The organism is Nocardiopsis algeriensis, assembly GCF_014203695.1.
Taxonomy (GTDB): domain Bacteria; phylum Actinomycetota; class Actinomycetes; order Streptosporangiales; family Streptosporangiaceae; genus Nocardiopsis; species Nocardiopsis algeriensis.
Genome location: NZ_JACHJO010000006.1, coordinates 60907 through 77869, shown reverse-complemented (window position 1 = coordinate 77869; position 16963 = coordinate 60907). Strand labels below are relative to the sequence as shown.

15 protein-coding genes are annotated in these 16963 nt (G+C 72.1%); 8 read left to right on the top strand and 7 right to left on the bottom strand.

From position 1 onward, the window contains the following. The first annotated feature begins 80 nt into the window (after positions 1-80). Positions 81-1004 (top strand): alpha/beta hydrolase, encoded by a 924-nt coding sequence (locus tag FHS13_RS10855; protein ID WP_184291136.1) that lies wholly within the window; start codon positions 81-83, stop codon positions 1002-1004. A gap of 110 nt (positions 1005-1114) precedes the next feature. Here the strand turns inward: FHS13_RS10855 and FHS13_RS10850 are convergent, their stop codons facing one another. Continuing rightward, positions 1115-2065, bottom strand: coding sequence for an MBL fold metallo-hydrolase (locus FHS13_RS10850; protein WP_184291134.1), 951 nt, complete (start codon positions 2063-2065; stop codon positions 1115-1117). A gap of 120 nt (positions 2066-2185) precedes the next feature. Here FHS13_RS10850 and FHS13_RS10845 point away from each other — a divergent pair, with 120 nt between their 5' ends. Next, entirely contained in the window at positions 2186-3913 is a 1728-nt protein-coding gene (locus FHS13_RS10845; protein WP_184291132.1) for a CocE/NonD family hydrolase, read from the top strand. A 154-nt stretch (positions 3914-4067) separates the two neighbouring features. On the opposite strand, the gene ychF is transcribed toward FHS13_RS10845, so the two are convergent. Then, positions 4068-5153, bottom strand: coding sequence for a redox-regulated ATPase YchF (ychF, locus tag FHS13_RS10840; RefSeq protein ID WP_184291130.1), 1086 nt, complete (start codon positions 5151-5153; stop codon positions 4068-4070). A 301-nt stretch (positions 5154-5454) separates the two neighbouring features. Between ychF and FHS13_RS10835 the strand changes: the two genes are divergently transcribed. The 3 genes from FHS13_RS10835 (at position 5455) to FHS13_RS10825 (ending at position 8650) form a co-directional block, all read left to right on the top strand. Beyond that, positions 5455-6408 (top strand): FkbM family methyltransferase, encoded by a 954-nt coding sequence (locus tag FHS13_RS10835; RefSeq protein WP_184291128.1) that lies wholly within the window; start codon positions 5455-5457, stop codon positions 6406-6408. Positions 6409-6597: 189 nt separating this feature from the next. Next, complete coding sequence (locus tag FHS13_RS10830) at positions 6598-7884, top strand: DNA recombination protein RmuC (protein WP_184291126.1); 1287 nt, start codon at positions 6598-6600, stop codon at positions 7882-7884. Positions 7885-8074: 190 nt separating this feature from the next. Beyond that, positions 8075-8650, top strand: a complete 576-nt coding sequence (locus FHS13_RS10825) for a DUF6542 domain-containing protein (RefSeq protein ID WP_184291124.1) — start codon at positions 8075-8077, stop codon at positions 8648-8650. 6 nt (positions 8651-8656) lie between these two features. On the opposite strand, the gene FHS13_RS10820 is transcribed toward FHS13_RS10825, so the two are convergent. The 3 genes from FHS13_RS10820 to FHS13_RS21870 all read right to left on the bottom strand — a co-directional run bounded on the left by FHS13_RS10820 (position 8657) and on the right by FHS13_RS21870 (position 11225). Beyond that, positions 8657-8914, bottom strand: a complete 258-nt coding sequence (locus FHS13_RS10820; protein WP_184291122.1) for an exodeoxyribonuclease VII small subunit — start codon at positions 8912-8914, stop codon at positions 8657-8659. A 2-nt stretch (positions 8915-8916) separates the two neighbouring features. Beyond that, positions 8917-10149: an exodeoxyribonuclease VII large subunit gene (xseA, locus tag FHS13_RS10815; RefSeq protein WP_184291120.1), complete on the bottom strand. Its 1233-nt coding sequence runs from the start codon at positions 10147-10149 to the stop codon at positions 8917-8919. A gap of 152 nt (positions 10150-10301) precedes the next feature. Further along, positions 10302-11225, bottom strand: a complete 924-nt coding sequence (locus FHS13_RS21870; RefSeq protein WP_184291118.1) for a hypothetical protein — start codon at positions 11223-11225, stop codon at positions 10302-10304. Between the two features lie 296 nt (positions 11226-11521). Here FHS13_RS21870 and FHS13_RS10805 point away from each other — a divergent pair, with 296 nt between their 5' ends. Beyond that, positions 11522-12493 carry a 4-hydroxy-3-methylbut-2-enyl diphosphate reductase gene (locus FHS13_RS10805; protein WP_184291116.1) on the top strand — a complete coding sequence of 324 codons (972 nt, stop codon included), beginning with the start codon at positions 11522-11524 and terminating at the stop codon, positions 12491-12493. 186 nt (positions 12494-12679) lie between these two features. Here the strand turns inward: FHS13_RS10805 and FHS13_RS10800 are convergent, their stop codons facing one another. Together FHS13_RS10800 and FHS13_RS10795 are read right to left on the bottom strand one after the other, a co-directional pair. After that, positions 12680-13219 (bottom strand): DUF4245 domain-containing protein, encoded by a 540-nt coding sequence (locus FHS13_RS10800; RefSeq protein ID WP_184291114.1) that lies wholly within the window; start codon positions 13217-13219, stop codon positions 12680-12682. Positions 13220-13281: 62 nt separating this feature from the next. Further along, positions 13282-13881, bottom strand: coding sequence for a TetR family transcriptional regulator (locus FHS13_RS10795; RefSeq protein WP_184291603.1), 600 nt, complete (start codon positions 13879-13881; stop codon positions 13282-13284). 155 nt (positions 13882-14036) lie between these two features. Between FHS13_RS10795 and glpX the strand changes: the two genes are divergently transcribed. Further along, on the top strand, positions 14037-15047 hold the full coding sequence (glpX, locus tag FHS13_RS10790) for a class II fructose-bisphosphatase (RefSeq protein WP_184291112.1): 1011 nt from the start codon (positions 14037-14039) through the stop codon (positions 15045-15047). Between the two features lie 298 nt (positions 15048-15345). After that, the gene (locus FHS13_RS10785) at positions 15346-16947 is read left to right on the top strand and encodes a hypothetical protein (RefSeq protein ID WP_343064980.1); all 1602 of its coding nucleotides are present in this window, start codon (positions 15346-15348) and stop codon (positions 16945-16947) included. Positions 16948-16963 lie beyond the last annotated feature (16 nt).

Below are 16963 nucleotides of genomic sequence, written 5' to 3'. Positions count from 1 at the left end.
AGACCATGGCGCCGGCGGGCGCTCCGGTACCACAGGTGCCGGAGCCTCCGCCGGCGCCGTTCCACGACGGAAGGACACACATGACACTGCATCCGGAGATCGCCAAGGTCCTCGGCGGCCTGCCGCCCTCGGACGGTGCGCCGATCGACCCGGTGCGGGCGCGCGCGGCCGAACAGGCGCAGGTCCCGCCGCCCGAGGAGCGCCTGCCGCTCCACGCGGTCGAGGACACGACGGCGACGACACCCTCGGGCGAGGTGCCCGTGCGGATCTACACGCCCGCGGAGGCGGACTCCTACGGGCTCCTCGTCTACTTCCACGGCGGCGCGTTCTTCTCGGGCAGCCTGGACACGCACGACGGCATCGCCCGCTCCCTGGCCCGGGAGACCGGGCACAAGGTCGTCTCGGTCGGTTACAGCCTGGCCCCCGAGGCCGCCTACCCGACCGCCCTCCAGGAGTGCTACGGGGTGGTCCGGTGGGCCGCGGACAACGGGGAGAGCCTGGGGTGGGACGGCGGGAACCTCGCCGTCGCGGGTGACAGCTCGGGCGGCAACTTCGCGGCCGCCGTGACCGCGATGGCGCGCGACGACGGCTTCGACCGCATCTCGCACCAGGTCCTGCTCTACCCCTCCGTGGACCTGGACTTCGACACCGACCGCTACGCCTCGCTCCGGGACAACGCCGAGGGGTACGGCCTGGAGACCCGGGCGCTGAAGCCCCACAACGCCTTCTACATCGACAGCGGCGCGGACCCGGCGGACCCGCTGGTCTCGCCGATCAAGCGCGAGGACCTCTCGGGCCTGCCGCCCGCCCTGATCCTCACGGCCGAGTACGACCCCCTGCGCGACGAGGGCGAACTCTACGGCCGGCGGCTGCGGGAGGCCGGTGTCGAGGCGGAGGTGCGCCGCTACGGCGGTGCGACCCACGGGTTCCTCGCGCTCTTCTCCTGGATCCCGGAGTACCACGCGGCCTTCGCCGAGGTGAGCCGCTTCCTGGGACGGGGCTGACACGTCGGGCCCCGGGCCGGGAAGGTCTTCCCCGGCCCGGGGCCCGATGCCCCGGCGCGGTCACCGGAGGGGCGTGCCGGTGTCCGGCCGGCCCTTCACCGGTGTCCGCGTCAGGTCCGCCGGTCGAACGCGGCGTACTCGCGGGCGTAGCCGTGCAGCGTCGTGAAGAACGGGGAGGGTTCCAGCGTGGGGTCCCCCTCGTAGCCGAGCTCCTCGGCCACCCGGGCGAACGGCGAGTACACCGAGTCCGTCTCCTGCGGGCCGCCGACCAGGTGGCGGCGGGCGGCCGCGTCGATCCGGGCCTCCAGGTCCAGGCTCTCCCGCAGGGCCTTGCGCGCCTGCTCCCTGTCCAGCTCGACGCCGTAGGGCACGCCGTCCGCGCCCCGGTACGGGTGGCCCAGGTACAGGTGCCGCGGGCGGACCTCGTCGCGCAGGTACAGCAGACTCGAACGGTAGGCGGCGGGGTCCTCGTAGCCGGGAAAGCCGTTGGCGGCCCCGTGCACCTGCACGGCGTCGCCGACGAACACGGAGTCCTGCCCGTCCACGACGTAGGCGACGGATCCGGCCGTGTGGCCGGGCACACTGTGCACGGAGACGGTGACGTCCCCGCCGAGGGAGAGGGTCTCGCCTCCCTTCAGCAGCACGGACGGCTCCATCTCCCCGGAGATGACCTCGTCCGCCGCACGGGTCTGCGCCGCCTCGCCGTCCGGGTCGCGGAGGTACCGGTGCCGCACCTCCATGTACCGGTCCACGTGTGCGCGCCGCGAGCGCAGCAGGTGCGCGTCGGCCTCGTGGATCACGACCTTCGCGCGCCGTCCCGTGAGCTCCCACAGGGCGTACGCGCCGCCGAGGTGGTCGATGTGGCCGTGGGTCAGCAGGATCCAGCGGACCTCTTCGACGCTGCGGCCGAGCGCCTCGAGCGCGGGGACCATGCCCTCGGCGGGCGACGAGGTGATGCCGGTGTCGACGACGGCCGGTTCGGGGGCGTCGACGAAGAAGCTGTAGAGACCGAACCGCCCCCACGGCGACACCAGGGGGTGGATGTTCACGTCGTGCGCCATCGCTGTCGCTCCTCCGCCCGAAGGCCTCGCCCACTTTGGTATAATAATATACATACGTCGCGCACCGGAGAGCATGCCTGCCGGCGGGACACCCGATCGCTGAAAGGGAGCTGCGTACTCATGTCTGGTTTCGAGACCTGGAATGCCGGCGGGGAGACGATCACCATCCGCAAGGACCTCCGCGCCCCGATGCGGGACGGAATCACCCTCGCCGTCGACGTCTACCACGGCGCCGAGGACAAGCCGCGGCCCGCGCTCGTGGCCCTGAGCCCGTACGGCAAGGAGCTCCAGGCCCAGTCCCTCGTGCTCCCGCCGCAGCGGCGCCCCAGCCCGCTGTGGGACGGCTGCCTCGAGGCCGGCGACATCGCGCGCATCGTCAAGGAGGACTACACCCACGTCATCGCGGACCTGCGCGGGTCCGGCGCCTCCGAGGGCACCATGGTCGGCAACTACAACGCCGGCGGCTCGCCCCTGGGCCAGGACGTGTACGACCTCGTCGAATGGGTCGCGGAGCAGCCCTGGTGCGACGGCAACGTCGGCATGGTCGGCGTCTCGTACTTCGCGTCGATGCAGGTGCTCGGCGCCGCCGAGCGCCCGCCGCACCTGAAGGCCATCTTCTGCAGCGGCGGCCACTACGACTTCTACGAGACCTCCTACCACGGCGGCATCCTCTGGTTCATGCCGCGGGCCGCGCGCGAGGGCCGCGGCGGCGACTCCGGCATCGCCGTCGGGGACATCCGGTCGCGCATGCAGGAGGAGCTCTCCCCCGAGGAACTGGCCGAGCGCGTCGAGGCGCGGCTCGCCGACCCGGACGTCGCCAGGTGGCCCAACCTCGCCCACGTCCTCACGTACCCGAAGAACCGCGAGCTCTGGTACGACATCCTCCTCAACGAGCTCGACGGGGAGTACTACGAGGAGGGCAACCCCATCACGCACGCGCCGAAGATCGACATCCCGGTCTACGTGCAGATCAACTGGGGCCGCGGCTGGACCGTGGACGGCAGCATCGAGCTCTTCAAGGCCCTGAAGGGTCCCAAGAAGCTCGACCTGCTCCCCTACCCGCCCATGCAGGAGCGCCCGTTCCACGAGGTCCACGACGACATGTTCCGGTGGTACGACCACTGGCTCAAGGGCATCGACACCGGTGTGATGGACGAGCCCGCCGTCAGCGTCTTCGTCGAGGGGACCCGCGAGGAGGTGACCTCGGACCGGTGGCCGCTGGACGACGTCGAGTACCGGCCGCTCTACCTGCGCCCGCGCCGCAAGCTCTCGGTGAAGCCCGAGCCGCTGGGCACGGAGTACGCGGCCCCGGACGGCTTCTACCAGGCCCCGCTGACCGTGACGGACAAGGTCGAGGTGCTGTCCTGGTCCACCGAGCCCTTCCACGAGACGACGGAGATGATCGGCACCGGCGCCGCCCACCTGTTCGTGGAGATCGACACCGAGGACACGAACCTCATCCTGCGCCTGTGGGACACCGCACCCGACGGCAGCCGCCAGCTCGTCACCACCGGCTACCTCAAGGCCTCGCACCGCGAGCTCGACGAGCGCACCACCGAGGGCAACCCGTACCACCCGCACACCCGGGCCGTCCCGGTGGAGCCGGGCAAGGTCGAGGAGTACGTGGTGCGCCTCTACCCCTTCGCGAACGCCTTCAGGCCGGGGCACCGCCTGGAGGTGGAGCTCTCCTGCAACGAGCCCCTGGTCGACGCCCACAACTCCCTGCTGCCGCCGGAGGCCATGCACCTGCCGTCGGGCCGGGCGACGAGCCACAAGGTGTACCGCGACGCCGACCACGCCTCCCGGCTCGTGCTGCCGTTCACGACACGCAGGGCGGAGCGGAAGTAGCCGGGCACCCCATCCTCCGGGCGGCGAACGCCGCAGCACTGCGGCCGAAAGCGCCGGGCGGGGCCGTCCGGAGGAATCACGAGGGGCCGGACCCGTCGGGTCCGGCCCCTCGGCCGTACTCTGCGGTCCCGGCCCGGAACGTGTCGCGGGCGGGTCACACGTTGAAGCGGAACTCCACCACGTCGCCGTCGGCCATCACGTAGTCCTTGCCCTCGATGCGGACCTTGCCCGCGGCGCGGGCGGCCTGCATGTCGCCGGCCTCGGTCAGGTCGTCGAAGGAGACGACCTCGGCCTTGATGAAGCCGCGCTGGAAGTCGGTGTGGATGACGCCGGCGGCCTCCGGGGCGGTGGCACCCTTCCTGATGGTCCAGGCGCGGGCCTCCTTCGGCCCGGCGGTCAGGTAGGTCTGCAGGCCCAGGGTGTCGAACCCCACGCGGGCCAGCTGGGCCAGGCCCGACTCGGCCTGCCCCATGGACTCCAGCAGCTCCTGCGCCTCGTCCTCGTCCAGTTCGGCCAGCTCCGCCTCGATCTTGGCGTCGAGGAAGATCGCCTCGGCCGGGGCGACCAGGTCCTGGAGCTTGGCGCGCAGGGCCTCGTCGGCGAGCTCGTCGGTGTCGAGGTTGAACACGTAGATGAACGGCTTGACCGTGAGCAGGCTCAGTTCCCGCAGCCGGGAGGTATCCACGCCCTCGGCCGCGTACAGGGAGGTGCCGCCGTCCAGGATCTCCTGGGCCTCGCGGGCGGCCTGCAGGATCTCCTGGGAGGCCTTGTCCTTGGCGTTGCGCTTGGCGTCCTTCTCCAGGCGGGGCACCGCCTTCTCCAGGGTCTGGAGGTCGGCCAGGATCAGCTCGGTGTTGATCGTCTCGATGTCGCGGGAGGGCTCCACCCCGCCGTCGACGTGCGTGACGTCGGGGTCGTCGAAGACCCGGATGACCTGGCAGATCGCGTCGCTCTCGCGGATGTTGGCGAGGAACTTGTTGCCCAGGCCCTCACCCGTGGAGGCGCCGCGCACGATGCCGGCGATGTCGACGAAGTCGACCGTCGCCGGGAGGATCTTGGCCGAGCCGAAGATCTCGGCGAGCCTGCCGAGGCGGGCATCGGGTACGCCGACGACCCCGACGTTGGGCTCGATGGTCGCGAACGGGTAGTTCGCGGCCAGGGCGTCGTTCTTGGTCAGCGCGTTGAAGAGGGTGGACTTGCCGACGTTGGGCAGTCCCACGATCCCGATAGACAGACTCACAGCCCAGAGTCTACGCGCACGCGGGGGGCGGGCCCGTCCGCGGGTGAAAAACCCAGCTCCTGAGGCAAACACAGTGCACAAGGGGCACTACTCAAAGTAAGTTCGTGTGCACGTCGCCGGGAACGGAGCGGTGATCGGCTGTGCCCCCAGTGCCGCCCGGCCGGTCCCGTCGGCTCCCGCCGACCAGCCACGGCCGCGGCCCCTCGGGGCGACACCGACGAGGGACGCACCACGCGGAGGCGGGGAGGGCGAGGGGACGCCCGCTCCCGGCCGCGGCCCCGTCGTTCCTTGGGGGGAAGAGATGGTCACCGACCAACTGTGGGCGCTCGTGCGCCGCTATCCGATGGTGAGTTACGCCGCCAGGCACATCCGCGGCCGCCTGCCCAGGAGCCTGGGCGGGGTGGACGCCTCCAGGATCCCGCCGTGGAACCGCCATTTCACGTTCGCGCTGCCCCGCCTGGAGTCGGACACCCGCCGGGCCGGTCCCGACAGCCTCACGCTGTCGCTCCCGGGCTACCTGACCGCGCCCCGGCGCCTGGCCGCGTGGGGGCTGGCCCGGCACGAGCCCGCCAGCGTGTCCTGTTTCATGGCGGCCCTGGACCACATCGGCCCCGGAGCGGTCCTGGACGTCGGCTCCGGGATCGGTGTGTACGCGGCCCTCGCCGCGGCGCGCACCCGCCGCCCCGTGTTCGCGTTCGAGCCGACCCCGGAGCTGGCCTCGGCCGCACGGGCGGTGTCCGTCGCCGGCGACCTGGGGTTCACGGTGGAGGAGCTGGCCCTGAGCAACCACAACGGCACCGCGTGGCTGAAGCGGTCCCGGCACAACGACATGTGCAACACGATCGTGCGCTCGGCGCGGCACGACCTGGGCCGCATCCAGGTGCGGGCGGCCACCCTGGCGCGGTGGAACGACTCCGCGGGGACCTTTCCGAGTTTCCTGAAGATCGACACGGCGGGCACCGAGCCGGAGGTGGTGGCGGGCAGCCTGGAGGTCCTGCGGCGGTACCGGCCGTGGACGATGCTGAAGATACGCCCGGAGAGGGGGGCGGAGGAGCGGCTGATGGCCCTGCTGGAACCCCTGGAGTACACGTGGTACCCGATCACGGGCGAGCCTCCCTACGAGCCCCGGCCGGAGGTGTCCGGCCTCGCCTCCCCCGCCTGGGAGCGGATGTGGCTCTTCACCCCCGAACCCGTTCCCGAGGGGTACTGGGACTCCGTGCGGCAGTGGCGCCGTGCCCTGGACGCCTGCTGCTGAGACGGGTTCCTCCCGCCGAGGTGGGCCCCCGCTGTCCGGTTGCGGACACGGGGCGCCCAATTTGTCGCAATTGTCGGCTCGTGTCCTGCGTGGCGGAATTCCTCGGGGCACCTCGGGCTGGCACCATGGCGCGGTGACTTCTTCCACCGCCGGTCCGCCCGGAGCCGGCGACTCCTCCGGAAGGACCTGATGGAAGCCCTCTCCCTCGTACTGGTGCTCCTCGTCGGCCTTGCGGTCGGCACCGCGGTCGGATGGCTCCTGGCGAGCGGGCGCAGCGCCGAGGCGCGCGCGGACGCACGCGCGGCCCAGGAGCGCGCGGTGTTCATGGAGGAGCAGCTCGCCGACAGGTTCCGCGCCCTGTCCGCGCAGGCCCTGGACCAGACCGGACAGAGGTTCCTGGAACTGGCCGAGGGGCGGCTGCGGGCCGTGGGTGCCCAGACGGGCAGCGACCTGGACGAGCGGCGGCGGGCCGTGGAGCGCATGGTGGAGCCGCTGACCGAGATGCTGAACAGGGTCGAGCTCCGGCTGCGCGAGGCCGACGCGGGCCGGGCCGCGGCACACGCCGAGCTGGCCCGCCAGGTGGAGTACGTTCGCGAGGGCTCCGAGCGGCTGCGCGACCAGACCCAGGCCCTCGTCACGGCTCTGCGCCGTCCGGAGGCGCGCGGCCGCTGGGGCGAGATGCAGCTGCGCCGGGTGGCGGAGCTGGCCGGGATGGCGGACCGCTGCGACTTCGACGAGCAGGTGGCGTCCGCCGACGGCGGCCGGCGTCCGGACATGGTGGTGCGCCTGGCGGGCGGCAAGAACATCGTGGTGGACTCCAAGGTGCCGCTGGCGGCCTACCTCGACGCGGTGGAGTCACAGGACGAGGCAGCGGCGCGCGAGCGGCTGCGGGCCCACGCGCGGCAGCTGCGCACGCACGTGGACCAGCTGGCGGCCAAGTCGTACTGGGCCTCGTTCACGCCCGCGCCCGAGTTCGTGGTGCTGTTCGTCCCGGGCGAGGCGTTCCTCGCCCCGGCCCTGGAGCACGACCCGGGACTGCTGGAGCACGCGATGGCGCGCCGGGTCCACATCGCGACACCGACGACGCTGATCTCGCTGCTGAGGACGGCCCACTACGCGTGGCAGCAGGAGGCCCTGAGCGAGAACGCGCGGGCCGTGTTCGACCTGGGCAAGCAGCTGCACGAGCGGCTGTCCACCCTGGTCGGACACGTGGAGGGGCTGGGCCGGGCGCTGGGCACGACCGTGTCCGCCTACAACAGGACCGTGGGGTCGCTGGAGAGCCGGGTCCTGGTGACGGCACGCCGGTTCGGGGAACTGGGCCTGGTGGACGGCGAGCTGGAGACTCCCCGGGGTGTGGAGGAGCACCCGCGCACCGTGACGGCTCCCGAGTTCGCGGTCGGGGGAACGGTCGGGGGAAACGGCACCGACCTGGACGGAATTCGGTACATGGACAACGGTGAGGGCAGTACGACCTGAAATGCGATCGCTCCTTCCCCGTTCTCCGCGAACCGGAGGGCCCCGTGCCGGTGTCCCAGGGGGAGAGAGGCTTCGGTGCGGAAAGGGCAAGTGGCCGAAATGGCGACACGGTCCCCGCAAGAGTCATCAAATTTTCGCAACAGGTGACACACTTATCACCGTGAGTAATACAGTTGGGAGGCCAACGGCCATGCCCCCGCACAGGACGGACGGCCCCCGCCGGCCGCCGGTGCGACCCGGCGGCCGGAGCCGGGAGATGCCGAACAGCAGGAAGCGGCCGGGAGGTCCGGGCGGCCCCGTCCCGCGAGGAGGGCCCGTCCCGCGAGGGGGAACCGCCCGAGGAGGGCGCGCCACCCCTCGGAGGAGTGCGCCCCGCCTGACCGGCAGGGGCGGGGTCCTGGCCATCGCGCTGCTCAGCCTCGCGGGGACGCTGGTCGCCCACTGGACCGGATCGACCGCCCTTCCCGGCGCGGTCTTCACCCTCGCCTGCCTGCTGAGCGCGCTGCTGGTGCGGCCCAGTGACCTGCTGTCGCTGGCGGTCAGCCCGCCCATGGCGTTCTTCACCGCCGCGGTGATCGCGGAGTGCGCCTTCGCCCTGGGCAGCGAGGGCTTCGCCCTGACCCTCCTGCTGGGGGTGGCCTCGCGGCTGACCCAGGCCGCGCCCTGGTTGTTCCTGGGCACCGCGCTGGTCCTGGTCATCGGCCTCTTCCGAGGCCTGCCGCGCAACATCCGCGACCTGGGGGACCAGGTCAACGGCCGCAGGTGAGTGCGGTCAGAAGGGCGTGTCCCCGGGCTCGGGGGTGCCGTCCGCGCGCTCGTCCATGGCGGCGGCCAGCTTGGCGCGGGCGCCCTCCAGCCACTGCTCGCAGATGCGGGCGAGCTCCTCGCCCCGCTCCCACAGGGCCAGGGAGTCCTTCAGGCTGAGGCCTCCCGACTCCAGCTGCCGCACGACGTTGTTGAGCTCCTCCCGGCTCTCCTCGTAGGAGAGCTCCGGCTCCGCGCTCGGGGCCCCGGCTGCCTTGTCGGCCATCTCTACTTCTCCTCGGTGTCGTCGGTGCTCTGGGTGGCGTCCACGGTGGCGGTCAGGCTGTCCTCGGCGAAGCGCAGCCGCAGGGTCTCCCCCGCGTCGGGCTCGGCCGCCGAGCGCACCACCGAGCCGTCGGCCCGCTGCACGATCGCGTACCCGCGGGCCAGGGTGGTGGCCGGGGAGAGCGCGTGCAGCCGGGCGCGGGTGTGGCGCAGGTCGTCGGAGGCCCGGTCCAGGGACACGGTGAGACTGCGGCGGGCGCGCTCGCGCATGTCCAGGACCTGCTCGGCGAGCCGCTCGACCTCGCGCACCGGACTGGCCAGCACCGGGCGGGACCGGATCGCCGACAGCCAGGCGGACTCGCGGTCCAGGCCGCCCCGCAGGACCCGGCGGCCGCGGTCGCGCAGCTGGCGGATGATCTCGAGCTGCTCCCCGACGTCGGGGACGGTCCGCTTCGCGGCGTCGGTGGGGGTGGAGGCGCGCACGTCGGCGACGTGGTCGAGCAGCGGCGCGTCCTGCTCGTGCCCGATCGCGCTCACCACCGGCGTGGCGGCCGCGGCGACCGCGCGCACCAGGGCCTCGTCGGAGAAGGGCAGCAGGTCCTCCAGGGAGCCGCCGCCCCGGGCGATGACGATGACGTCGACGTCCGGGTGGGAGTCCAGGTCCTTGAGCGCCTCCGTCACCTCGCGGACGGCGCGGTCGCCCTGGACCGCGACCTGGCGCACCTCGAAGCGCACGGCGGGCCAGCGGCGGCGGCTGTTCTCCAGCACGTCGCGCTCGGCCGCGGAGTCGCGCCCGCAGATGAGGCCGACCGTGTTCGGCAGGAACGGGAGCGGCCGCTTGCGCTCGGCCGCGAAGAGCCCCTCGGCGGTCAGGGTGCGGCGCAGCTGCTCCAGCCGGGCGAGCAGTTCGCCGAGGCCGACGTGGCGGATCTCCAGCGCACGCAGCGAGAAGGTGCCGCGCACCTCGTAGAAGTCGGGTTTGGCGTGGACGACGACGCGTGCCCCCGCCTCGGGCGGCGGGCTCTGGGCGTCCAGGACCGAGGTCTGGCAGACCACCCGCACGGACACGTTGGCCACGGGGTCGCGCAGAGTGATGTAGGCCATGCGGCCGCGCCGGTTCAACTCGGCGATCTGGCCCTCGACCCAGATCTTGCCGAGGCGGCCGATCCAGCCGCCGACGGCGCCGAGGACGGCGCGTACCGGCTGCGGTGTCTCGGGGGAACTCTCCATGCCCATGGCACCCGAGCCTAGGCCAGGGCGAGGACAGTCCGGTGGACGTGCGCCCTGTGCGACGGGAGCCGCCGTCCGGGCACGCCTTCCGAGAAGGCGGTGTCCGTCGGCGGCTCCCCTGACCGCTGCGTGTACGTCCGGCCCCCGGGGCCGTGCCGTCAGGCGTCGGCCTCCAGCTTGGCGATGCGGTTGTCGTACATGCGGATGAACTCGGGCCGAGCCGCGTGGGCGACCTCGTAGGCGCGCAGGTCGCGCACCTGCCCGATGGTGAGCTTGCGCAGGCGGGCGCGGACCGACGGCAGGGTGAGCTCGTCGTAGGTGGGGACGGGCAGGTCCTCCAGGGCGGGGGCGTTGTCCTTGCGGACCTTCTCGAGGAGGTCGGTGCTGGCGACCTGGGTCTTGGCCTCGGCCACCGCGAGCTCCTCGGCGATGGCGGTGCCCTCCTCCGCGAGTTCGGCGGTGGCGGGGACGGGAGCGTCCTGCTCGCGCTCCTCGGCGGCGGGGGCGCTCTCGGCGGCCGGAGCGGCCTCCACGGCCTCGGCGGCGGCAGGCGCGGTCTCCTCGGTGGTGACCGGGGCGGGTGCGGGCTCCTCGGCAGCGGCCGGAGCGGCCTCCACGGGCGCCTCCGCCTCGGGCTTCACCTCGGTCGCGGAGGGGGAGGCCTCCTCAGCGGCGGGCGCGGACTCCTCGGCGGCGGCCGGGGCGGGCTCCACGGGCGCCTCGGTGGCGGTCGGAGCACTCGCGGACGGGGCCTCGGTGGTGGACGGGGCCTCGGCGGCCGGCGCGGTCTCCTCGCCGGCGGCCGGGGCGGGTGCGGGCTCCTCGGCGGCAGCCGGAGCGGCCTCCACGGGCGCCTCCGCCTCGGGCTTCACCTCGGTCGCGGAGGGGGACGGGGCCTCGGCGGCGGCCGGGGCCCCCGCTGCGGGTGGTGTCTCTGCCGGGGACGGGGTGCTCGAGCTCTCCGCTCTCGCAGCGGCGGCCGGGGTCTCGGGGGCGGAGACGGAGGCCGTCTCCTTCTGCTTGCGCCCGAAGATCCCCTTGACCATGGAGATCAGCTTCGTGGCGACGGTCGGGTTCGACATGGGTCGGGGGCTCCTGATTGCTCTAGGCGGGCGGGGCGGAACGCGTCCGGCGAACCAGTCGGGGCCGAGTCGTCGGCGAACCGCTTATAACACATGGCGATCGTGAACCAGGATAGAGGAGGGAGGAAGGCCCTGAGCAGGGGACAGGTGAACGATTTCGCCACTTCGCAGCGGAACTGGAGCCAGTTCGTTGCGGTAGCGTCGGCACCGGGTCCGAAATATCCTTTCCGCTCTTCATGCGGGCCGCGCCCGCCCGAACAGCGGCGCACCGAGACATGACACCTAGGATGTATGGCATGACTGCGATGACGACTGCCACGAAGCAACGCCGTGTGCTCCTCGCCAACCCCCGGGGTTACTGCGCCGGTGTGGACCGCGCGGTCATCACCGTCGAGAAGGCACTGGAACAGTACGGCGCTCCCATCTACGTCCGCAAGCAGATCGTGCACAACACGCACGTCGTGCGGACCCTGGAGGAGCGCGGCGCCATCTTCGTCGAGGAGACCGAGGAGGTGCCCGAGGGCGCCATCGTCGTGTTCTCGGCGCACGGTGTCTCCCCCGCGGTACACGAAGAGGCCTCCCAGCGCCGGCTCAAGACCATCGACGCGACCTGTCCCCTGGTGACCAAGGTCCACAAGGAGGCCCAGCGCTTCGCGGCCGAGGACCGCGACATCATCCTCATCGGCCACATCGGCCACGAGGAGGTCGAGGGCACCAGCGGTGAGGCCCCCGAGCACATCCAGATCGTCGAGAGCCCCGAGGAGGTCGACAAGGTCCAGGTCCGCGACCCCGACAACGTGTCGTGGCTCTCCCAGACGACCCTGTCGGTGGACGAGACCAACCAGACCGTCGACGCCCTGCGCAAGAAGTTCCCGAACCTGCTCGACCCGCCGAGCGACGACATCTGCTACGCCACCTCCAACCGCCAGGACGCGGTCAAGGCGATGGCGCCCGAGTGCGAGCTGGTCATCGTGGTCGGTTCCGACAACTCGTCGAACTCCGTCCGCCTGGTCGAGGTCGCGCTCGACGCCGGCGCCGACGCCGCCCACCTGATCGACAACGCCGGGCTCATGGACGAGGCCTGGCTGGAGGGGGTCACCACCGTCGGTGTGACCAGCGGCGCATCGGTGCCCGACATCCTCGTCCAGGAGCTGCTGTCGCGGCTGGCGGAGCACGGCTACGACACCGTCACCCCGGTGACCACGGCGGACGAGACCCTGACGTTCTCCCTGCCCAAGGAACTGCGCCGCGACCTGCGCGCCGAGTAGGCGCGGCTCCCGGCGGAGCACCCGCGAAGGCGCGGCACATGGACCGCTCCCCGGCGGTCGGACCGGAAGATGCGGTCCCACCGGCCGGGGAGCGGTTCCCGAAGGCGAACGCCCTCCCCGCAGGGGAGGGCGTTGGCGCGGTCCGGCCGGAGGCGGCCCCGAGCAGGGCGCGCCCGGCGGTGGCGGTCAGGACTCCGCGCTCTCCCCGGTGAGCTCCAGCCCGTTCGCGAAGTGGGCCAGCTCGTCGAGATCGGCCGGGCCCGCGACCACGAGGGTCCGGTCCTCCTCACGCAGCACCAAGGCGCTCCAGTCCGCGGACGTGAGGTGCTCCCACTCGCGCGTGCCGACGGAGACGTTCCCCGCCGGCTCGGCGCCCCGGGCGCGCTCGGCCACGACGTCGTCGGGGTCCCCGTCGCTCTGGGTGAACATCACGTGGCTGTCCTCGGCGGTGGCGAACCCCACGCTCCACTCGACCGGTCCGTCGACGGCCACGGTGGTGCTGGTGGGGGTCCAGCCCTGCTCCTCCAGCTGCGGGGAGGGGGCCGCGACCGGGTAGTCCGCGGCTTCCTCGACCACTCGCAGGTCCGGCCGGTAGTCCACGGACGGGATGTGCTCGCCCGAGCGCGTGGCGACCACGAACGCCATGGCCAGGACGATGGCGACGATGATCCCCAGGGAGACGGCGTAGTTCTTGAAGGTCGCGTTGGACCGGCTGTACTTACTCATGACCGTTCCAGCTTGCCCCAGGTCCCGCACCTCCCCGACCCGGGGTGGGCCGAAGACGCCGGCTACCGCCGCGGCTGGAGGCGGCCGAGGAGCCCGGTGATGTCATCGGCGAGCCTGCGCGCGTCGGCGTCGTCGCGGCGGACCACCTCGGCCACGGCCAGGAGCATCGCACCGCTCACCACGATCAGCAGGGCCTCGTCGACCGGCTCGTCCGCCTTGCGGTAGAGGGCGACGTTGCGGTCCGTCCACGTGGTGACCCGCTCGCGCAGCTGGTGCTCGAACCCGGGCGGTCCGTCGCCGCTGAAGAACAGCCGCGTGGTGTCGCGCTCCTCGATGCACCCCACGAGATAGGCGTGGGCCGCGAGGTTCATCAGCCGGGTGGGGTCGGTCTCGCCCGCCGCCCGCGCGTCCACGACCGCCTGCCGGGTCCGCTCCTGCTGGCGCTGCTGGAACTCCTCGTAGAGGGCGAAGTAGAGGTCGGCCTTGCCGGTGAAGTGGTGGTACAGACTGCCGACACTGGCCCCGGCCACGGCCACGACCTCGCTCACCCCGGCCTTGGCGAACCCCACGGTCCGGAAGACCTGGGCCGCCGCCTTGAGCAAGGCGCTGCGGGTCGCCGCGCCGCGCGGGGAGACCCGCACCGCCCTGTCCGTCTTGTCCACTGCCATGCGCCTCAACTCCAGTCCCGGTCACGCCAGACTAGACCTCCCTCGTCCGACAGGACACGGAAAAGTACCCGTCGAGGGGGCAGATCACATCGGGTGACTACCCTAGAGCGTGTTGCCCGCCCTTGGTCCCGACGGAAGGTGCCATCTCGATGCCGCAGCCCACCAACCCCCCAGTGCCCGACCGCAACCTCGCACTCGAGCTGGTCCGCGTCACGGAGACCGCGGCCCTGGCCTCGGCCCGGTGGGTCGGCAAGGGGGACAAGATCGGGGCCGACGGCGCCGCCGTGCGCGGAATGCGCCACATGATCAGCACCGTGTCCATGGACGGGACCGTCGTCATCGGCGAGGGCGAGAAGGACAACGCGCCGATGCTCTACAACGGCGAGCGCGTGGGAGACGGCGGCGGACAGGAGTGGGACGTGGCGGTCGACCCGATCGACGGCACCACACTGACCGCCATGGGCATGCCCAACGCGATCTCGGTCATCGCGATGAGCCCGCGGGGCTCCATGTTCGACCCGTCGGCGGTGTTCTACATGGAGAAGCTGGCGGTGGGCCCGGAGGCCGCCGACGTGGTGGACATCTCGGCGCCGGTCGCCGACAACATCCGCGCGGTGGCCCGCGCCAAGGGCAAGTCGCCGCAGGACGTGACCGTGGTGATCCTGGACCGCCCCCGCCACAAGCAGATCGTGCAGGACGTCCGCGACGCGGGCGCGCGCATCAAGTTCATCCGCGACGGCGACGTGGCGGGCGCCATCATGGCCGCCCGGCCCGAGACCGGCGTGGACCTGCTGCTGGGCATCGGAGGCACCCCCGAGGGCATCATCACGGCGTGCGCCATGAAGTGCCTGGGCGGTGTCATCCAGGGCAAGCTGTGGCCCAAGGACGAGGAGGAGCGCCGGCAGGCAACGGAGGCCGGGCACGACCTGGACCGCGTGCTGTACACGGACGACCTGGTCTCCTCCGACGACGTGTTCTTCGCCGCGACCGGCATCACCGACGGCGAGCTGGTCGGCGGTGTGCGCTACGAGTCGTCGCGGGCCATCACCGACTCGCTGGTCATGCGCGGCCGCAGCGGCACCGTCCGCAAGGTGCTGAGCGAGCACCGCATGAGCAAGCTGTCCTCCTACAGCGGGGTGGACCTCACCTCCGCCTCCTGACCGGAGCGCCGGCGGCCCGTCCCCGGTTTCCGCCGGCGCCTCGCACGGTCGGGGCGCCGGGGTCCTCCCTGCCCACCGACCACACCACGAACACGGGCGCGAACCATATCCGGACCTGCCGGCATCAGACCAGGTGTCGAGCACGCGGCCGCCGCGCCCGTGAGATCCTGCCGGAGGTCCGATGTCCTTCCCTCAACACCCTCAGCAGCCCCAGTGGCAGCCGCAGCAGCCAGGGCTGCCCGGTCAGGGCCCGCCTCCTCCGCAGGGAGCCGTGCCCGCACCGCCGCACGGTGCGCCGATGCCCCCGTACCAGGGCGCTCCGGGAGTTCCCGGTTCCCCCTACCCGGGGCAGCCCGGGGTTCCGGGCGGTCCCGGAGGTCCGGTCGGTCCCGGCCACTTCGGCGGCCCGGTCCCGCCCGGCGGCGGAGGTGCCCGGCGCAACAAGTGGATGATCCCGGCCGCGGCCGGCCTGGCCGTCGCGCTGATGGGCGGAACGGTGTGGGCCACCGTGTCGCTGGTCGGCTTCGGCGGCCCGCAGCCCGAGGAGGTGCTCCCCGGCAACTCCGTCGCTTTCGCCAAGATCGACCTGGCCATCAACGGCGCCCAGGCCGTGGACCTGCTCACCTTCGTCGAGCGCATGCCCGAGGAGCTGTCCGAGGACTTGGACAACCCCGACGGCGACACCGAGGGCCTGTTCGCCGACATGTTCGAGGAGGCGTTCCCCGACGCGGACAAGGGCAACATCGAGGAGTGGATCGGACAGAGCGCGGGCATCGCGCTGTGGCCCGCCCAGGGCGACGCCCAGGTCGAGGACGGCTCCGGCATGGCGATGGGCATCGCCCTGGCCGTGGAGGACGAGCGGCTCGCCGACGAGGCCTTCCGCAACATCTCGGCCGAGTACGGCGAGGTCTTCCACGAGACGATGAACGACTTCGTCGTCTTCAGCTCCTCCGAGGCCGCCCTGGCCGATCTGCACACCCAGACGGAGACGCACGGCCCGCTGGCCGACGCCGAGGTGTTCTCCGAGGACATCGGCAGCGTGCCGGACGGCAGCATCATGGCCGGCTGGGCCGACTTCGGCGCCCTGATGCAGATCGAGAGCATCGCCGACGAGCTGGCCGGCGACCTGGCCACGCAGACCGGTACGGTCTCCGGCCGCGCGACGGCCTCCGTCCGGGTCGACGGCGACTACCTCGAGGCCAGGATGGACGCCTTCGCCTTCGAGGTGGACCAGGCCGACCTGTCGTGGCTGGCGGAGAGCCCGGGCCAGAGCGTCGCGGCGATGGAGGACCTGCCGGACAACACGGTGATGGCCCTCGGCGCGAACGGCCTCGACCAGGCCCTCATCGACGCCTACCGCAACGACGAGATCCCGTTCTTCACCAGCTCGGGCCAGAAGCAGGAGTTCGAGCGCGAGTTCAACTCCATGGGCATCTCGATGCCGGAGGGCTTCTCCGACCTGCTGGGCTCGTCGACGGCGTTCGGCATCACCCAGATCAGCATGGACGACTTCTTCGGGTACGGCAGCGGCGGCGACGTCTCCTTCGAGTACCGTGCGATCGGCGGCAGCCAGGAGGCCCTGAGCGACTTCGTCGAGTACGTGTCCGCCTCGGACCCCTACTCCACCCCTCCGGGAGTCTCCTCGGAGGGTGACGCCGCGGTGGTGGCCCTGGGCAGCAGCTCGACCGGCCGCCTGGGTGACGACCCCGTCTTCCAGCAGACCATGCAGGAGATGGACGCCGCCGTGATGGCGGGGTTCTTCGACCTGCGGCAGGTGCTGACGGACGCCGACGTGCAGGCCCCCGACCAGTGGGGCGCCCTGGGCATGGCGATGAGCGTCACCGACGAGGGGCAGCGCAGCAGCATCGAGCTGCGGTGGGCGCCCAGCAACGGCTCCTGACGGCGGTTCCGACGCC

Bases quoted from the DNA above. Each gene is read 5' to 3' on its own strand.
- FHS13_RS10855 (WP_184291136.1), top strand. From the start codon at position 81: ATGACACTGCATCCGGAGATCGCCAAGGTCCTCGGCGGCCTGCCGCCC.
- FHS13_RS10850 (WP_184291134.1), bottom strand. From the start codon at position 2,065: ATGGCGCACGACGTGAACATCCACCCCCTGGTGTCGCCGTGGGGGCGG.
- FHS13_RS10845 (WP_184291132.1), top strand. From the start codon at position 2,186: ATGTCTGGTTTCGAGACCTGGAATGCCGGCGGGGAGACGATCACCATC.
- FHS13_RS10835 (WP_184291128.1), top strand. From the start codon at position 5,455: ATGGTCACCGACCAACTGTGGGCGCTCGTGCGCCGCTATCCGATGGTG.
- FHS13_RS10830 (WP_184291126.1), top strand. From the start codon at position 6,598: ATGGAAGCCCTCTCCCTCGTACTGGTGCTCCTCGTCGGCCTTGCGGTC.
- FHS13_RS10825 (WP_184291124.1), top strand. From the start codon at position 8,075: ATGCCCCCGCACAGGACGGACGGCCCCCGCCGGCCGCCGGTGCGACCC.
- FHS13_RS10820 (WP_184291122.1), bottom strand. From the start codon at position 8,914: ATGGCCGACAAGGCAGCCGGGGCCCCGAGCGCGGAGCCGGAGCTCTCC.
- xseA (WP_184291120.1), bottom strand. From the start codon at position 10,149: ATGGGCATGGAGAGTTCCCCCGAGACACCGCAGCCGGTACGCGCCGTC.
- FHS13_RS21870 (WP_184291118.1), bottom strand. From the start codon at position 11,225: ATGTCGAACCCGACCGTCGCCACGAAGCTGATCTCCATGGTCAAGGGG.
- FHS13_RS10805 (WP_184291116.1), top strand. From the start codon at position 11,522: ATGACTGCGATGACGACTGCCACGAAGCAACGCCGTGTGCTCCTCGCC.
- FHS13_RS10800 (WP_184291114.1), bottom strand. From the start codon at position 13,219: ATGAGTAAGTACAGCCGGTCCAACGCGACCTTCAAGAACTACGCCGTC.
- glpX (WP_184291112.1), top strand. From the start codon at position 14,037: ATGCCGCAGCCCACCAACCCCCCAGTGCCCGACCGCAACCTCGCACTC.
- FHS13_RS10785 (WP_343064980.1), top strand. From the start codon at position 15,346: ATGCCCCCGTACCAGGGCGCTCCGGGAGTTCCCGGTTCCCCCTACCCG.